Source organism: Kitasatospora sp. NPDC058406, assembly GCF_042722765.1.
GTDB lineage: Bacteria > Actinomycetota > Actinomycetes > Streptomycetales > Streptomycetaceae > Kitasatospora.
The window spans coordinates 1-16027 of record NZ_JBHXKE010000216.1 but is presented as its reverse complement, the minus strand read 5'-3'; the positions used below and the strand labels follow the sequence as shown (position 1 = coordinate 16027).

The 16027-nt window shown below is 75.2% G+C and carries 14 protein-coding genes; 8 read left to right on the top strand and 6 right to left on the bottom strand.

What is annotated here, in order from left to right; all coding sequences use genetic code 11:
• The first annotated feature begins 180 nt into the window (after positions 1-180).
• A complete protein-coding gene (locus ACFWOG_RS31705; RefSeq protein WP_380362499.1) occupies positions 181-615 on the top strand; it encodes a VOC family protein in 435 nt (144 codons plus the stop codon).
• Positions 616-697: 82 nt separating this feature from the next.
• Here the strand turns inward: ACFWOG_RS31705 and ACFWOG_RS31700 are convergent, their stop codons facing one another.
• Genes ACFWOG_RS31700 through ACFWOG_RS31690 form a run of 3 tightly spaced genes read right to left on the bottom strand, consistent with a single transcriptional unit; the run spans position 698 to position 3205 of the window.
• Positions 698-1363 (bottom strand): hypothetical protein, encoded by a 666-nt coding sequence (locus ACFWOG_RS31700; RefSeq protein ID WP_380362497.1) that lies wholly within the window; start codon positions 1361-1363, stop codon positions 698-700.
• 46 nt (positions 1364-1409) lie between these two features.
• Positions 1410-2087, bottom strand: a complete 678-nt coding sequence (locus ACFWOG_RS31695) for a response regulator (protein ID WP_380362495.1) — start codon at positions 2085-2087, stop codon at positions 1410-1412.
• A complete protein-coding gene (locus tag ACFWOG_RS31690; RefSeq protein ID WP_380362493.1) occupies positions 2084-3205 on the bottom strand; it encodes a sensor histidine kinase in 1122 nt (373 codons plus the stop codon). The genes ACFWOG_RS31695 and ACFWOG_RS31690 overlap by 4 nt, the downstream gene beginning before the upstream one ends.
• A 186-nt stretch (positions 3206-3391) precedes the next feature.
• Between ACFWOG_RS31690 and ACFWOG_RS31685 the strand changes: the two genes are divergently transcribed.
• Positions 3392-4045: a hypothetical protein gene (locus ACFWOG_RS31685; RefSeq protein WP_380362491.1), complete on the top strand. Its 654-nt coding sequence runs from the start codon at positions 3392-3394 to the stop codon at positions 4043-4045.
• A 71-nt stretch (positions 4046-4116) separates the two neighbouring features.
• Here the strand turns inward: ACFWOG_RS31685 and ACFWOG_RS31680 are convergent, their stop codons facing one another.
• Complete coding sequence (locus ACFWOG_RS31680) at positions 4117-4770, bottom strand: nucleotidyltransferase domain-containing protein (protein WP_380362489.1); 654 nt, start codon at positions 4768-4770, stop codon at positions 4117-4119.
• Positions 4771-4957: 187 nt separating this feature from the next.
• On the opposite strand from ACFWOG_RS31680, the gene ACFWOG_RS31675 reads away from it, so the two are divergent.
• The 3 genes from ACFWOG_RS31675 to ACFWOG_RS31665 are packed head-to-tail and all read left to right on the top strand — an operon-like array spanning position 4958 to position 8669.
• Positions 4958-5530, top strand: a complete 573-nt coding sequence (locus ACFWOG_RS31675) for a (2Fe-2S)-binding protein (protein ID WP_380362487.1) — start codon at positions 4958-4960, stop codon at positions 5528-5530.
• Positions 5527-6561 (top strand): FAD binding domain-containing protein, encoded by a 1035-nt coding sequence (locus tag ACFWOG_RS31670; protein ID WP_380362485.1) that lies wholly within the window; start codon positions 5527-5529, stop codon positions 6559-6561. Before ACFWOG_RS31675 ends, ACFWOG_RS31670 begins: the two co-directional genes overlap by 4 nt.
• Positions 6558-8669 (top strand): xanthine dehydrogenase family protein molybdopterin-binding subunit, encoded by a 2112-nt coding sequence (locus tag ACFWOG_RS31665; RefSeq protein WP_380362483.1) that lies wholly within the window; start codon positions 6558-6560, stop codon positions 8667-8669. Before ACFWOG_RS31670 ends, ACFWOG_RS31665 begins: the two co-directional genes overlap by 4 nt.
• Before the next feature lie 433 nt (positions 8670-9102).
• Here the strand turns inward: ACFWOG_RS31665 and ACFWOG_RS31660 are convergent, their stop codons facing one another.
• A complete protein-coding gene (locus ACFWOG_RS31660; RefSeq protein ID WP_380362481.1) occupies positions 9103-9573 on the bottom strand; it encodes a GNAT family N-acetyltransferase in 471 nt (156 codons plus the stop codon).
• A 216-nt stretch (positions 9574-9789) separates the two neighbouring features.
• On the opposite strand from ACFWOG_RS31660, the gene ACFWOG_RS31655 reads away from it, so the two are divergent.
• Complete coding sequence (locus tag ACFWOG_RS31655) at positions 9790-10995, top strand: mechanosensitive ion channel family protein (RefSeq protein WP_380362479.1); 1206 nt, start codon at positions 9790-9792, stop codon at positions 10993-10995.
• Here ACFWOG_RS31655 and ACFWOG_RS31650 read toward each other — a convergent pair.
• Positions 10992-12017 (bottom strand): YihY/virulence factor BrkB family protein, encoded by a 1026-nt coding sequence (locus ACFWOG_RS31650; RefSeq protein ID WP_380362477.1) that lies wholly within the window; start codon positions 12015-12017, stop codon positions 10992-10994. The two genes, ACFWOG_RS31655 and ACFWOG_RS31650, sit on opposite strands and share 4 nt — an antisense overlap.
• Positions 12018-12981: 964 nt before the next feature.
• Between ACFWOG_RS31650 and lanKC the strand changes: the two genes are divergently transcribed.
• Both lanKC and ACFWOG_RS31640 read left to right on the top strand, forming a co-directional pair.
• Positions 12982-15657, top strand: a complete 2676-nt coding sequence (gene lanKC, locus ACFWOG_RS31645) for a class III lanthionine synthetase LanKC (RefSeq protein WP_380362475.1) — start codon at positions 12982-12984, stop codon at positions 15655-15657.
• Between the two features lie 95 nt (positions 15658-15752).
• Positions 15753-15890 (top strand): SapB/AmfS family lanthipeptide, encoded by a 138-nt coding sequence (locus ACFWOG_RS31640; protein ID WP_329883777.1) that lies wholly within the window; start codon positions 15753-15755, stop codon positions 15888-15890.
• The last annotated feature ends 137 nt before the right edge of the window (positions 15891-16027 follow it).

The window sequence follows — 16027 nt, the reverse complement described above, 5'->3', positions numbered from 1 at the left end:
CCTACCCGTGCTCACCTTCGTGGTCCGCGGTGTTTCGTTTTGGCCCCCCCGCCCTACACCCCCGCCGCCCCCCGCGGGGCCCCCCCCCCCGGGGGCCGCGAGGGGCGTCGGCCCGTCCTGGCGCTCACGCGTGCCGGCGGACGACCGGCGACTGTCGGAGGTCCGCAGTACGCTCCTGCCATGTCAGCCACCATCGATCTGACCCTGGATTGCGCGAACGCACAACTCCTCGCCGACTTCTGGAAGACGGCGCTGGGCTACGTCGACGAGCCGCCACCCGCTCCCTTCGCGACCCGCGAGGAGTGGCTCGCGCAGTTCGACCTGCCGGAGGACGAATCCGTCGACGACGGGGCGTGGCTCTGCGATCCCGACGGCGTCGGCCCCCGCCTCACGATCCTCAAGGTCCCCGAGCCGAAGACGGCGAAGAACCGGCTCCACATCGACGTCCGGGTGCCGGGACACGGCAGCCCCGAGGAGCGGTGGACCCGGATCAGGGCGGAGTCCGATCGGCTGGTGACGGCGGGTGGGTCCGTCCTGGCGGAGTTCGACGGGCATCACGTGGTGATGGCCGACCCCGAGGGCAACGAGTTCTGCGTCGCCGCGGCCTCGGCCTGAAGCCGCCCCGGACGCGGGCACCCTGTGCCCGCTCCGGGCCGGGCCGGGCCGGTCCGGGTGGGGCTGATGCGGTGGGCCGTGATCAGTACGGGAGTCCGATCAGGCCCCAGCCCCGCTCCCCGGCCCCCGTGACCACCTCGCCCCACTCGCGCAGGAGCGCGACGGCCTCGTCGAAGCGGCCGGACCGGGTCGCCCGGCCATCGGCTTCGTTCTCGGCCTGGGCCTGGGCCTGGGCCTGGGCGTCGAACGGTTCGCGGAGCTCCTCCAGCCGCGGCTCGGCCGTCCGCCAGTCACGGACGAGCGCCGGCACCTCGCCCGGCGCACGGAGCAGGAGGACACGAGGACACCACGGTCCGGGATCGTCGGGAAAGCCGCCCGCCGACGGGTACCCGTCGTCCTCGCCCGCTGCGGAGCCGTAGTCCGGACCGTCCCACACCAGGCCTCCCAGGAAGCGGTCGAGAGCCTCCCGCAGGTCGGGCACGACCGACGCCCTGACACCCTCCCAGGCGTTGGCGAGGTGGAAGTGCCAGCTGTAGGAACCGGTGGTCCCGAAGAACCGGTACTCGGCGCACCACGGCGACTGTCGCTGCCACACCCACCCGCCCTGCACCGCGGAGTCGGCGTCCTCGCACGACTCGCAGCAGAAGTACGGGTGCACGGCGTCGGTCAGCACGACCAGGCGCTCCCCCGCCGGTATCCGGGCCAGCCGCTCCCAGTCGGCCATGACCACGGTGATGTCCAGTCCCATCCGTGCAGGCTAGCAACCGGTCGTGGCCACGGTGCCGGGCCCGCCCTCAGCCGCCGGCCGTACGGGCGTGCTCCCACGCCCAGGCGGCGATCCCCACCCGGTTGCGGGCCCCGATCTTGCGCTGGATCGAGGCGAGGTGGTTCTTGACCGTGCCGGACGTGATGAACAGCGCCGCACCGATCTCCGCGTTGGTGGCCCCGTCCGCCACGAGCACGGCGATCTCGCTCTCGCGGGCGGTCAGCGCCTCCGCACCCTTCGGCGGCGCCGTCCCCGCACCGCCCGCCCGGGGGCGCTGCGCCGGAAGGAGCTCCGGCTGCGCGAGCTGCTTCAGCAGCCGGACGGTGATCTGCGGGCTGATCAACGTGTCCCCGGCGACCGCCGCCCGGACCGCCTCCGCCAGCAGGGCCGGGCCCGACCGCTTCAGCAGGAAGCCCGTCGCCCCGGCCCGCAGCGCGGCGTGCACGTACTCGTCCAGGTCGAAGGTGGTCACCACGACCACCCGGAACTCCCCGCCCAGCTGCCTGGTCAGCTCCAGGCCGTCCAGCCGGGGCATCCGGATGTCCGCGAGCACCACGTCCGGGCACAGCCGCCGGGCCAGTTCGAGGGCCTCCACACCGTCGGCCGCGCCGCCGACCACCTCGATGTCCGGCTGTGCTCCGAGGATGATCGCGTACGCGCTGCGGATCGCCTCGTCGTCGTCGGCGAGCAGAACCCTGATGGTCATCGGCCCTCCCAGGGCATGCGTGCGGTGACCAGCCAACCGCCGTCACCCCGACCGGCGGTGAGCGTTCCGCCCAGCGCCTCCACCCTGGCCGCCAGTCCGGCCAGCCCGCTGCCGCCGCCCCGGCGCGGGCCCGGATTGGCCGCGCCGCCGGTGCCGTCGTCGGCCACCGTGACCTCCAGACCGCCCCCGACCCGGAGGACCCGCACCACGACCGCACGCGCCGCGGGCGCGTGGCGCCGGACGTTCGTCAGCGCCTCGACGACGACCCGGTACGCCGTCGCCGCCACCTCGCGCGGTACCCCGGTGTCCTTCTCCGGGGCCTCCAGCTGCACGGAGGTACGGCCGGAGGACGCGAACCGGTCGACCAGGGAGGCGAGTTCCTCCAGGCCGGGCTGCGGTGCGCGCTCGGCTCCCGGCCGATCCTGCGGTGTCCGCAACAGGTCGACCGTCCGGTCCAGGGCACCGAGCGCCTGTTGCCCGGCCTTCTCGATCCGCTCGAAGAGCGCCGCCGCGCCGACCGGGTCGGCGGCCGCCAGGACCGTGCCGGCCTGGGCCAGCGCGACCATGCCGCTGACGTCGTGCGCCACGAAGTCGTGCAGGTCGTGGGCGAGTTCGATCCGCTGGGCCCGGCGGGCGGTCTCCACCGAACGGCGCCGAGTGTCGTCCAGGCCGCGCAGGTACAGCCCGGCGAGCGCCGCCGGGACGACGAGGACCGCGCCGAACCCGGTGAGGGTCAGCGGGTCGGCCGCCGCGTCGGCCCCCTCGAACCGGGACGGCCAGAGTGCCACCGCCAGGCCGACGGCCGCGACCGACACCGATCCGGGCCGGCGCCGGGAGTGGCGCAGCGCGAGGACCACCAGCAGGAGCAGCGCGGCCAGTTCGGCCAGCGCCGCCAGGGCGGGTATCCGGTCCGCCTCCTCCCACCGACCGAGGAGCGCGGTCGCGGCGGTGACCGCCAGCGACACCGCGGCAGCCACCGCCGCGGTCGCCGCCGCAGTCACCGCACTCGCCGCACCCGCCGGAGTCGCCGCAGTCGCCGGCCCGTGCCGTCGTCGCACCGTCAGAGCGAGCACCGCCACGCCCGGTACGGCGAGAGCCGCCAGCGTTCGTCCGATCATTCTTCCGCCCCCATGCCCCCACCTTACGGATCTTCGGGCCCGGCCACCCCTGCCGATCGGCACATACGGGCCCGGGCCGGACCTCCCGGAACAGCCCGATCGGCATCTGCCGCCCCACCCCGCCCGACCAGCAGTCTTGAGGCATCGCAGCGGCCGACCGGGCCGCCGGGAAGAGGAGCCAGTCCCATGATCGACACCACGCAGTCCTTCCGGTCCGCCGGGTCCGCCGAGTCCGCCCGGACTCCGGCCCGGCAGGCCCGGCCGTCCGGCCACGGCGCCGTCCGATCCTCGTTCCACCCGGCCGGCGTCCCGGCCGAAGCCCCCGCCGTCGCCCCCGCCCCACGCTGGGCCGAACTCGCCGCCAAGGCGGCCGTCTGGACCACCGTGCCGTCCGGGCTCTGGCGGATCGCCTTCGCCTTCGGCGCGACGATGGGCTTCTCCGGTGAGGCGCTCGCCTTCCTCCACCAGAACGTCCCCGGCTGGGGCACCGTCTACATGCTGACCCTGAGTGCGCTCGCCGAGGTCCTGGCCTTCCTCACCCTCGGCCTGGTCCGCCCCTGGGGGCGGGTGGTCCCCCGCTGGATGCCCCTGATCGGCGGGCGCGCGGTCCGCCCCCTCGCCGCGGTCGTCCCGGCCGCCCTGGGCACACTGGTCCTGACGGCCGCGGGCGTCCTCGGTGTCCTCTGCTGGAACAGCCCCGACAACATGGGCAGCCCCGACGCCCCGCAGGGCCTCGCCGCTCTGGTGATGACCCTCTGCTACCTCCCCCTGGTGGCCTGGGGCCCGCTCCTCGCCGCCGTCACCGTCGACTACGCCCGCCGCACCCGGGGGCGCCGGTGACGCTGCACGGCGAACCGGAGCCGTCGGAGCGCGGGGCCGTCCGAGCGCGGGGTCTTCAGCGCGCGGGGTATTCAGCGCGCGGGGCCGTCGACCGGCGGGAGGTCCGCCAGCCAGCCGTGTCCCGGATGCACCCGGGTGAGGAGCGCGGCCAGGGTCTGCCGCTGGGCCCCGTCCATCAGGGGGAGCGCGCCGGCGAAGTCGTGCCGGTCCTTGGGGCGGGCGGCCTTGGCCTTGAACAGCAGCGCCAGTTCCGGCGCGAGGTACGGGATGCCGTCCACCGTCCGGCGGACGACGGCGGTGTACGGCAGGCGGATCGAGGGGTCGCGCCGGCAGATCCAGGTCGGTCCGTCGTGCGGCTCGCGGAAGACGTCCACCAGGAAGTCCCCGGTCGCGGGGTCGCGCAGCCAGGTCTGGTGGGACAGTCCCGCCACCTCCGGCGTGAGCTCCCAGAGACGGCCGGACGCGACGACGTCGAAGGCGAACGCGTCGAACCGGGCCCGGATCTCGGGGAACCGCGCGGCCGGGACCGCGATCTCCAGGTCGTCGTGGCGCCGGGTCCGCTCGCCCCTGAACAGGTCGACGGCCCATCCCCCGGCGACGCACCAGGGGGCCGAGACGCCTGCGAGCCGGGCCGCGACCTCGGTGGGCGTCCAGGCGTTCGCCCATCTGGCCCCGGCCTCGGCCTCGGTGATCCCGACGCCACCGGGAGGGAGTCCATCGGTCATCCGACCAGCCTACCGAGAGGTCGGTCGCGGAACGGGTTCCCCGCAGGACGCCGTCCGGTGAGCGAGCACGGCGAGCGGCGCGCCCGCCTGCGGCACCGCTCCCCCTCGACGCGGCACGGTGCGGCGTTTCGGTGGTCTGCGCGGCGGCGGCGTGTCCGGACGCGACCCCGGTGGAATGCCTGGCCTCATGGATCCCACCGAAACCGTGCCGACCGCGAGCACGATCACGCTGACCGTCAACGGCCACCCGCACACGCTCTCGGTGGACCACCGGAGCACCCTGCTGGACACGCTGCGGGACCGGCTCGGTCTGACCGGCGCGAAGAAGGGGTGCGACCACGGCCAGTGCGGGGCCTGCACGGTGCTGCTGGACGGGCGCCGGTTCAACAGCTGTCTGCTGCTCGCCGTCGCCCAGGACGGCGCAGCCGTCCGGACCGTGGAGGGGCTCGCCGGGCCGGACGGGCCGCACCCGCTGCAACGCGCGTTCGTCGAGGAGGACGCGTTCCAGTGCGGCTTCTGCACACCGGGCCAGCTCTGCTCGGCCGCGGGCCTGCTCGACGAGACGGCCGCCGCGGCGGACCCGCTCGACGAAGCGGCCGTCCGCGAGCTGCTCAGCGGCAACCTCTGCCGTTGCGGCGCCTACCCCGGCATCGTGCGGGCCGTCTGCCGGGTGCGGGACGCCGCCGCGGGCGCGGCCGGCGGGCAGGGCGCCGGCGGGCGGCCGGCCGGGGCCGGCGCGGGATCGCGGGTCGCCGGATGAGGCCGCTCGGATACCACCGCCCGGCCGACGTGGCGTCGGCCGTCGCCCTGCTGGCCGCCCACCCGCAGGCCCGGGCACTGGCCGGCGGAACCAACCTGGTCGACCTGATGAAGCTCGGTGTGGAACGGCCCGCCCTGCTGGTGGACATCGCCCGCCTGCCGCTCGACCGGATCGAGGAGACGGCGGACGGCGGCCTGCGGATCGGCGCCACCGTCCGCAACAGCGACCTCGCCGCGCACCCCCTGGTCCGCGACCGCTACCCGCTCCTCTCCGGGGCCGTCCTGGCCGGGGCGAGCGGCCAGCTGCGCAACGCGGCCACCACCGGCGGCAACCTCCTCCAACGCACCCGCTGCCTCTACTTCCAGGACGTCACCAAACCCTGCAACAAGCGTCTTCCCGGCTCGGGTTGCCCCGCGCTCGACGGCGTCCACCGCGATCTCGCCGTGCTCGGCACCTCCGCGCACTGCGTGGCCTCCCACCCCTCCGACCTCGCGGTCGCCCTGGTCGCGCTGGACGCCGCGGTGCACCTCACCGGACCGGACGGCGACCGCGTGCTCCCGCTCACCGGGTTCCACCGGCTGCCCGGCGACACGCCCGACCGCGACACCGAGCTCGCACCGGCGGAGCTGATCACCGCCGTCGAGCTGCCCGCGCCGCCGGCCGGCGCGACGGGCGGCTACCGCAAGGTCCGCGAACGCGCCTCCTTCGCGTTCGCGACCGTCTCCCTGGCCGTCCTGCTGACGGTGCGCCACGACCGGGTCGCCGGCGTCCGGCTGGCCTTCGGCGGACTGGCGCCCAAGCCCTGGCGGGCCCTCACCGCCGAGGCCGCGCTCGCCGGGGGCCCGGCCACCGAGGAGGCGTTCGCCCGCGCCATGGACGCCGAGCTGACCACCGCCCGCCCGCTGCGCGACAACGCGTTCAAGGTGCCGCTGGCCCACCGGCTGGCCGTCACCGAACTGACCGCGCTGGCGGTGCGGGCCGCAACGTCCGCTCCGAGCGCGCCGACCGACGAAGTCCAGGAGGACAGATGACCACCGACCGGGCGGACCTCGCCCGCCTCGAAGGCTGGGCCAAGGTCACCGGCACCGCCCGCTACGCCGGCGACCACCACCCGGACGACCTCGCCCACGCCTGGCCGGTGCCCGCCACGATCGCCCGCGGCGACCTCGCCGCCGTACGGACCGAGGCCGCACTCGCCGTCCCCGGCGTGCTCGCGGTACTCACCCACCACGACGCGCCCGCGCTCGCTCTCCCCGACGACGGCGATCCGACGCTCGCCGTCCTGCAGTCCCCGCGGATCGCCCACCGCGGCCAGATCGTCGCCCTGGTCGTCGCCGAGACCCCCGAGGACGCCCGGGCCGGCGCCGCCGCGGTCGAGTGCGTCTACCGGCCGGAGCCGTTCGACGTCGTCCTGACCGACGACCACCAGGGCCTCTACACCCCGGCCCAGGCCAACGGCGGCCACCCGGCCGTCCGCGAGCGCGGCGACTTCGACACCGCCCACGGTCAGGCGGCCGTCCGGATTGACCGCACCTACCGGATCGGTCCGCTGCACAACCACCCGATGGAGCCGCACACCGCCACCGCGCAGTGGGACGGCGAACGCCTGACCGTGCACGACTCCAGCCAGGGCACCAACCAGGTCCGGACGACCCTCGCCACGCTGTTCGGCCTGGCCGTCGCCGACGTCCTGGTGATCAGCGAACACGTCGGCGGCGGCTTCGGCTCGAAGGGCACCACCCGGCCGCACGCCGTGCTGGCGACGATGGCCGCCCGCCGGGTCGACCGCCCGGTACGGCTCGCGCTGCCCCGGGACCAGCTGCCCGCCCTCACCGGATACCGCGCGCCCACCGTCCACCGGGTCCGGCTGGGTGCCGACGACGACGGCAGGATCACCGCGCTGGCCCACGAGGTGACGACCCGCTCCTCGACCGTGCGGGAGTTCGTCGAGCAGGCCGCCGTCCCGGCCCGGGTGATGTACCACTCCCCGAACAGCCGGACCGTCCACCGGGTGGTGCGCCAGGACGTACCCACCCCGTCCTGGATGCGGGCGCCCGGCGAGGCCCCGGGCATGTTCGCGCTGGAGTGCGCGATGGACGAGCTGGCCGAGACCTGCGGGCTGGACCCGGTCGAGCTGCGGATCCGCAACGAACCGGCCGTCGAGCCGGACAGCGACCGCCCCTTCAGCAGCCGCCACCTGGTGGAGTGCCTGCGCGAGGGCGCCCGCCGCTTCGACTGGTCCCGCCGGCACGCGGCCGGCCCGCGCCGCGAGGGGCGCCGGCTGCTGGGCAGCGGGGTCGCGGCCGCCACCTACCCGGTGCTGATCGCCCCCTCCACCGCCGAGGTCCTCGCCCGCCCGGACGGCACCTTCCTCGTGCGCGTCAACGCCACCGACATCGGCACGGGTGCCCGCACCGTCCTCGCCGCCGTCGCCGCCGAGACCCTGGCCGTCCCCCCGGACCGGGTGGACGTGGAGATCGGCCGCAGCGACCTGCCGCCCGCCCCGCTCGCGGGCGGCTCGGCCGGCACCGCCTCCTGGGGGTGGGCCGTCCACGACGCCTGCACCGGGCTGCGCCGCGCGCTCACCGACCGGGGCGGTACGCCCCTCCCCTCCGAGGGGCTCCGCCATCGCGCCGACACCACCGACGCGGTCGCGGCGGGCAGTACCTTCGCCCGGCACGCCTTCGGCGCCCAGTTCGCCGAGGTCGAGGTGGACGCCGACACCGGCGAGGTGCGGCTGCGCCGGCTGCTCGGCGTCTTCGCCGCCGGCCGGATCCTGAACACCCGCACCGCCCGCTCCCAGTTCACCGGCGCGATGATCATGGGCGCGTCGATGGCCCTGCTCGAACACAGCACCCTGGACCCGGGGTTCGGTGACCACGCCGAACGGGACCTGGCCTCCTACCACGTCGCCGTCAACGCCGACGTCCCCGTCGTCGAGGCGTTCTGGCTGGACGAGCACGACGAACACCTGAACCCGATGGGGGCCAAGGGCATCGGCGAGCTCGGCATCGTCGGCACGGCCGCCGCCGTCGTCAACGCCGTCCGCCACGCGTGCGGCGTCCGCGTCCGCGAACTGCCGATCCGGCCCGAGGCCCTGCTGCCCCGTCTGCCCCGTCTGCCGCACCTGCCGGGCTGACCCGGGGCACGGGAACCGGCAGGGAAGCCGGCACCGAGACCGAAAATTCTTCGGCTCCGGCTGGTGAGCGACCGTCATTTAGGGGGGTCGACGCTGAAGATCTTCTCGTCAGAGCCGGCCGCCGACCCATCGGCGCCCGGGCGCAGCGGGTCTCACTTCTGCGCGGCATCCCTCACCGAGCCTGCGACACGGTAGCCCTGGAGACACGGAGAGACCTGGCCCCGGCGAAGCTCCGCCGGGGCCAGACCCGTGTCCGCCACGTCGTCAGGTGACGATCACGTCGCCCACGGGCAGGAAGAACTCACCGCTCGCCCTCGCCCCGGTCCGCAGACATGCCTCCGCTCCCGCCACCCGGCGACCGGCCGGACACTCCGGGTCACCGTTCGGGTCGGGTGGAGGGCCCCTGCCGCGCGTCGGCCGGCGCCGGGTCAGGTCAGGTCACGGGTGCAGAGTTCGTTCCGGCCACCGGCAGGAGGTAGAACAGCTCGGGGTCGCCGTCGTCGAGGCCGTGCAGAAGGCCGACCGGGCTCCACCCGGCCCGTCGGAGCAGCCGCTGCATCGGCTGGTTGGAGACGTTCGTCGAGGTGAACAGCTTCGGGGTCGCGCACGCGTGCGCCGCGGCGTCGAGCAGTCCACGGCCGACGCCTCCGCCGCGCGCGGCGGAGGACACCATCAGCATCGGGACGAAGCCGTGCCCGAAGAACGTGTACTCGACCACGCAGTAGCCCAGCAGGCCGGACGGCCCCTGCGCCACCACCGCGAGGCCCTCCCGGCACCACCTCCGGATGCTCTCCCGCCGCCCGTCGTCGCCTCCGGCCGCGACCGTGTCGATCCCCGCCAGGGCATCCGCCTCCGACTCCCGCGCACGGCGCACGACGAATCCGCCCAGGTCCACGTCATCCATGCGGTCATCGTGCCAGCCCGCCCCGGGGGCGCGCCCGGAAGGGGCCTCTCCGGGGTGCCCGGCCGGTCAGGTGCCGTGCGGATGTTTGAACAACCCTCAGCGGGAAGGCGACGGACAGCGCCGCCCCTCCGCGGCGCCCGGCGTCGAGGCCCCGGCTCTCCCCCCGGGGCCTCGACGCGTATCCGGACCCCGATCACGACCGGAGGAGAGACCCACATGCCGATCTGGACCGTCCTTCGCCCGCTGCTGGTGGCGGCCGCAGTGCCGGCCGCCGTCTTCGCCGTGGACCGGGTGCTGCAGCTGGCCGTCGGCCGGTTGTCCGCCGCCCGGCCCGGCGCCCGCCGGTGGCACGTGCTGCGGCGCTGCCGGATACCCGTGCTGGCGACGGCCACGGCGGCGTTGCTGCTCGGCTGCGAGCCGGCCGCCGGACTCGGCCCGGGCATCCGGCCGCCGGTCCGGCACGCGCTCCTGCTGGCGGTGCTGGTCAGTGCGGGCTGGCTCACCGCGCGGACGGTGTCGCTGTTCATCGAGTCCGCGCTGACCACGTACGCCGCCGGACGGCGGGACCCCGGGCGGGTGCGCCGGGTCAGGACCCAGGTCGACCTGGTCGGCCGGATCTCGGACGTGGCGATCGCGGTGCTCACCCTGGCCGCCGCCCTGATGACGTTTCCGGCGGTGCGCGCGGTCGGCGCCAGCCTGCTCGCCTCGGCGGGTCTGCTCGGCCTCGTGGCGGGCGTCGCGGCGCAGTCCTCGCTGGCCAACCTGTTCGCCGGGATCCAGCTGGCCTTCGGCGACATGGTGCGGATCGGCGACGTCGTGGTGGTGGCCGGCGAGTGGGGCACGGTCGAGGAGATCACCCTCACCGCCGTGGTGATCGCCACCTGGGACCAGCGGCGGATCGTGATGCCGGTCTCGTACTTCGCCGGCAAGCCGTTCGAGAACTGGTCCCGGCGGGACCCGGGGATCACCGGCACCGTCCTGCTGCACCTCGACCACCGCACGCCGGTCGAGGAGCTGCGCGCCGAGTTCGAGAAGCTGCTGGCGGGCGACGAGCGGTGGGACGGCACCGGCCGGGCGCTCCAGGTGGTCGACACCACCCCCAGCACCATCGTGGTCCGGGCCCTGATGACCGCGGCCGACGCCGACCGGGCCTTCGAGCTGCGCTGCGCGGTCCGCGAGCACCTGGTCGCGTTCCTTCGCGACCGGCACCCCTACGCGCTTCCGCGGGTCACCGTCGCCCGGACCGAGGCGGTGGCCGGGTCCTTCCCGGACGGGACGGCCCCGTTCCCTCCCGATGCGGTCCCGGCCCGCGGCCACGCCGAGGTGCCCACGCAGCGGCCGAACCCGTCCGAGCCGGCGGGCGGCGACCAGGACCGGAACCGGGATCAGGAGCGGGAGCGGGAGCGGCCGGGGCGGAGTTAGACCGCGTCCCGCCCGGCGGCGGGCCCGGCCACGGCGGCCTTGGACACGGCGGGCCCGGCCACGGCGGGCCCGGAGGCCGCGACCGTCCGCCGGCGGGCGAGCCCGGCGTCGAGTTCCAGGCCCAGCAGGACCGCCAGGTTGGTGAGCCAGAGCCAGACCAGGAACACCATCACCCCGGCCAGGGCCCCGTACATCCGCCCGAACGTGTCGACGTACGCGGCGAAGAGCGCGAAGCCGCCCGAGGCGGCCAGCCAGAGCGCGACCGCCAGCGCGCTGCCCGGGGAGATCAGGCGCGGTTCGCGGGAGGGGAGGTCGGGGGCCGCCCGGTACAGCACCGCGACCGTCAGGGTGACCAGCAGCACCAGCCCCGGCCACTTGGCGAACGACCAGACGGTGAGGCCGAAGTCCCCGACCCCGAGCGCCCGGCCGGCCTGCTCGGCGATCGGTCCGGTGAGGACCACGATCGTCACCCCCGCCGCCAGCAGCACCACCAGCACCGCGGTCAGCGCCAGCCGTACCGGTGCCAGCCGCCACAGCGGGCGGCGCTCGCGGACCCCGTGGACGGCGTTGGCCGAACGGATGAACGCGCCGACGTAGCCGGAGGCCGACCAGAGGGCCCCGACCGCCCCCAGTACCGCGAACGCCCCGCCCGCACCGGAGTTCTGCTGCACCTGCCCGACGCCGTCCCGCAGGACGTCGCCGGCCGGGCCGGGCGCCAGCCGGCGCAGGCCGTCCATCACCTGCCCTCCGGGCGAGGGCCCGGCGAGGCCGAGCAGGCCGGTCAGCAGCAGCAGACCGGGGAAGAGCGCCAGCACCCCGTAGTAGGTGAGGGCCGCCGCCCGGTCGAACAGTTCGTCGCCGAGCAGCAACCGGCCGGCGTGCCGCAGCACCCCGTGCCCGGGCTGCGGGACGTGCCGATCGGATCCGTGGCGGGGCGCCCGTCGGGCGCCGGGCGCCGGGTGGCGGCGACGCAACCCGAACGGGCCCCGGTCGCCGCGGTGTCGGTGGGTCAAGGCCGGCATGGTCCCTCCTTCCTCGTACGGCTGCTCTCCTCAAGTCCCGTCCCGCGCACCGCGCGGACGGCCCGGGCGCCCCGCCACCGCGTGCTGCCGGCGCGGGTGGATGCGCCTCGCTCGTCTGCCCGCCGCGGACCGCCGCACACGGGCCCGCCGCGCCGTCAGGCGGTCGCGCACCTGCGAACCGACGCGGGTGGCTCGGGCGGCCTCGACCCCGACGGCCGGCGTGCTCATCGGTGCCCGATGGGCCGGAGGTGCCTCTGGGGCCGGACGGGTTCCGGCGGACCGCTCCCGCCCGAGGCAGCCAGGACATGCAGAAACGAATTTTCCGAATCCTAGAAATACTGTCGAAATAGAACTGAAATGCGGAACGGATGATTCTGTTCGGCATTTCGACAGAATCCGAACTCCCTTCCCGGGTGGTCCACGGACGCCGAAACCCTGCTCTCCGCCGGGCGTGCGCCGGAGCCGGCAGCCGCGATGCGCGCGTGCCCACGCCGGTCGGCGGAGCCCCGGAGGGGCCGTCCCTCCAGGTGGTCGGCCATACAGTCGACGGGACGGGCGGACCCCCGCGCCCCGCTCCGGCCGACCCCGAGGCCGCCGCCGGCGGCGGACGACGCCGAACGGCAGCAGCCGGCGCGTAGCCGCGCGCCCCGCTCTCGGAATGTCACCGGCGCAATCCGGGTGCGCAGAACCGGCCGTCCGGGCAGAACGTGCGCCGTTGCGGAGATTCCCCGGCGGACCCACTATTCGGATGGCCGTATCGCCATACAAGATTTCGATACCCGAGGCATTCGGCCGGCACCTCCCCGACGCCCGGGGCGGGCACGGATTCACCGTCGTCCCGCACCACGTCCTCGCTCCACGCCCCCGCTCCACCACCCCCGCTCCGCCGCGCGCTCTTCCCGCCTGCACCGAACCCTGCACCGAACCCTGCACCGACCAGACCCCCGCCACGAGGAGGGTTCCGTTGGACAACCGGTACGAGGCCTACGCCTACGCCGACCCGCTCTTCTACGACTCGCCCCGGCGCTGGGGAGCGCACGAGGAGTTCGCCGCCGTCACCCGGCCGCTGCCCGACGGCTGGGAGCACGGCGAGCTGGAGATGTGGGCCGTCGTGCGTCCCGTCGGTGTCCGGATCCCCGACCAGGGCTGGAAGATCCACGTCTCCTCGTGCATCGAGACCGCGGAGGAGGTGCTGGAGACCGTCTTCTCCTACTGCCTCCGGGAGGGCGTGACCTTCAAGTTCCTGCGCGGGCTGCCGATCCTCCAGGTGCAGAACTCCAAGTACGCGCCGCGCGGCTCCAGCGGCAAGTTCTGCACGCTGTACCCGGTGGACGACGCGGAGCTGGAGCGATGTCTCGACGGTCTCGGCGAGCTGCTGGCCGGCCGCAAGGGCCCGTACATCCTCAGCGACCTGCGCTGGAAGGACGGCCCGCTCTACCTGAGGTACGGCGGGTTCGCCGAACGCCACTGCCGCAACGAGGCCGGCGAGCGGGTGCTGGCCCTCGTCGGACCGGACGGCCGGCTCGTCCCCGACGTCCGCGGCGCCGGTTTCTCCGTCCCCTCCTGGGCACCCGTCCCGGCGTGCATCGCCCCGGCCGTCGCCGAGCGCGCCGCGCCGCAGGACACCGGACTGCCGTACGCGGTGGAACGCGTCCTGCACTTCTCCAACGCCGGCGGCGTCTACCTGGCCCGCGACGGGAAGGACGGGCCGCCCGTCGTACTGAAGGAGGCCCGCCCGTTCGCCGGCCTCGACCAACGCGGCGTCGACGCGGTGACCCGGCTGCGCAACGAGCACGCCGTCCTCCGCCGTCTGTCCGGAGTCCCCGGAGTCCCGGCCGAACACGGCCTCCTCACCGCCTGGGAGCACGAGTTCCTGGTCCAGGAGTACGTGGCCGGGCAGTCGCTCAGCGAATGGCTCACGGCCCGCTACCCGCTCATCCACCCGGACGCCGACGAGAGCGCCGTCGCCGAGTACACCCGGGACGCCGTCGCGGTCGTCGGTCAGGTGGAACGGGCCCTGGCGGGGATCCACGCCCGCGGTGTCGTCTTCGGGGACCTCCACCCGCACAACCTGATCGTCCGTCCGGACGGCGAGCTCTGCTTCATCGACTTCGAACTCGCCAGCACCGTCGACGACTTCCTCCGGCCCGCACTCGGGGCAGCAGGGTTCACCGCCCCGCCCGGCCACACCGGGACGGACATCGACCGGTACGGGCTGGCGGCGATCCGCCTCTGGCTCTTCTACCCCCTGGTCCAGCTCACCGCCCTCGACCCTGGCAAGGCCGGCCAGCTCGCGGACGCCGTCGAGCGCCGCTTCCCGGTGCCTCCCGGCTACACCGACGACATCCGCCGCTACCTCGGATCCTCACCGGACGACGGCCGCACGCCCCGCCCCGAACTGAGCCACGGGCACGCCGAGACCCGCGCGCTGCTGGAGCAGCCGGTCGCCGACTGGCCCGCGATCAGGGACTCGCTGGCCGCCGGCATCGCCGCGACGGCCACCCCCGAACGGACCGACCGGCTCTTCCCGGGCGACATCGCCCAGTTCACGCACGGCGGACTCGGCCTGGCCCACGGCGCGGCCGGCGTCCTCTACGCCCTGCACACGACCGACGCCGCCGTCGACCCCGGACACGTCGACTGGCTGGCGGACGCCGCCCGCAGCCGAAGCCTCCCGGCCGGCCTCTACCACGGCGGCCACGGCGTGGCCTACGTCCTGGACCTGCTCGGCGAGCACCAGCAGGCACTGGGTCTGCTGCGCCGCCTCCCCGGGGCCGTGGACGGCGAACCGTCACCGGGCCTGGCCACCGGTGGCCCCGGCATCGCGCTCACCCTGCTCCACTTCGCGCTCGCCACCGGCGACGACCGGATGCTGGACGAGGCACTCGACGTCGCCCGGTCCGCCGCCGGGGCGTGGGAGAAGGCGGGGAACGGCGACGCCAAGCGCCGCTCCGGGCTCCTGGCCGGTGCCTCGGGAGCCGCGCTCGCCCTCGTCCGGCTCCACGAACACACCGGGGACCACTCGCTGCTCGACCAGGCCGAGACGCTCCTGGGGCTGGACCTCGAACGGTGCGTCGAGGTGAGTGACGGGACGCTCCAGGTGGTCGACGGCCGCCGGGTCCTGCCCTACATCGAGACCGGCAGCGCCGGGATCGGCCTCGTGCTGGACGCACTGCTCGCCCACCGGCCGGACTGCGTCCTGGCGGAGCGGGAGGCGGCGATCCTGCGGGCCGCCGAGCCCGAGTTCGTCATCCAGGCCGGTCTGTTCAACGGGCGGGCCGGGCTGCTCGGCTACCTCGCCCGCACCGGCGGGCGAGCGGGCGGCGGGAACGGCGCGGCCGGTGCGACGGGTGACGCCGGTACGGCGGGCGCCCCCGACGCCGCCGGTGCCACCGATTCGGCGGACCGCACCGCGCTGCTGGACCGCCAACGTGCCCTGCTGGCCCTCCACCGGATCCCCTACCGAGGGCGGCTCGCCTTCCCCGGCGACCAGTTGCTGCGCCTCTCGACGGACCTCGCGACCGGCTCCGCCGGCGTGCTGCTGGCCCTCGGCACGGCCCTGGCGGGCACCCCGTTCCTCCCGTTCACCGGGGCACCCGGCACCGCGCCCCCGCGCCGGCGCCCTGCCGCCCCCCGCTGACCCCACCCCCGTGGGGGGGGGGCGCGCCCCCCCCCCCCCCACCGACTCCCGGCCGTCCGGTCGGGTGATGCACCGCACGAGCGAAGGAGAACGTCATGGCGATCCTCGACCTCCAGACCCTGGAGCTGCCCGAGACCGAGGCGGCGCAGATCGACGACACCCTCGCGAGCACCAGCTCGCTGAGCGTCCTGAACTGCGGCACCAGCACGGTCAGCACGCTCCTCTGTCTCTGATCCGTACCGCCGCCCGCCGGGGCGGTCCGTACGGGGAGATCGGCCGGTAGTCCTCGGACACCCGGTCGGTCGCCGGGGCGCCGCGGGGACCCCAGCGGCCCGGCCCCGGCGCCCGGCGCCCGGGCGCGCGGGACCCC

Coding starts and splice junctions, on each gene's coding strand:
- ACFWOG_RS31705 (WP_380362499.1), top strand. CDS start 181: ATGTCAGCCACCATCGATCTGACCCTGGATTGCGCGAACGCACAACTC.
- ACFWOG_RS31700 (WP_380362497.1), bottom strand. CDS start 1,363: ATGGGACTGGACATCACCGTGGTCATGGCCGACTGGGAGCGGCTGGCC.
- ACFWOG_RS31695 (WP_380362495.1), bottom strand. CDS start 2,087: ATGACCATCAGGGTTCTGCTCGCCGACGACGACGAGGCGATCCGCAGC.
- ACFWOG_RS31690 (WP_380362493.1), bottom strand. CDS start 3,205: ATGATCGGACGAACGCTGGCGGCTCTCGCCGTACCGGGCGTGGCGGTG.
- ACFWOG_RS31685 (WP_380362491.1), top strand. CDS start 3,392: ATGATCGACACCACGCAGTCCTTCCGGTCCGCCGGGTCCGCCGAGTCC.
- ACFWOG_RS31680 (WP_380362489.1), bottom strand. CDS start 4,770: ATGACCGATGGACTCCCTCCCGGTGGCGTCGGGATCACCGAGGCCGAG.
- ACFWOG_RS31675 (WP_380362487.1), top strand. CDS start 4,958: ATGGATCCCACCGAAACCGTGCCGACCGCGAGCACGATCACGCTGACC.
- ACFWOG_RS31670 (WP_380362485.1), top strand. CDS start 5,527: ATGAGGCCGCTCGGATACCACCGCCCGGCCGACGTGGCGTCGGCCGTC.
- ACFWOG_RS31665 (WP_380362483.1), top strand. CDS start 6,558: ATGACCACCGACCGGGCGGACCTCGCCCGCCTCGAAGGCTGGGCCAAG.
- ACFWOG_RS31660 (WP_380362481.1), bottom strand. CDS start 9,573: ATGGATGACGTGGACCTGGGCGGATTCGTCGTGCGCCGTGCGCGGGAG.
- ACFWOG_RS31655 (WP_380362479.1), top strand. CDS start 9,790: ATGCCGATCTGGACCGTCCTTCGCCCGCTGCTGGTGGCGGCCGCAGTG.
- ACFWOG_RS31650 (WP_380362477.1), bottom strand. CDS start 12,017: ATGCCGGCCTTGACCCACCGACACCGCGGCGACCGGGGCCCGTTCGGG.
- ACFWOG_RS31640 (WP_329883777.1), top strand. CDS start 15,753: ATGGCGATCCTCGACCTCCAGACCCTGGAGCTGCCCGAGACCGAGGCG.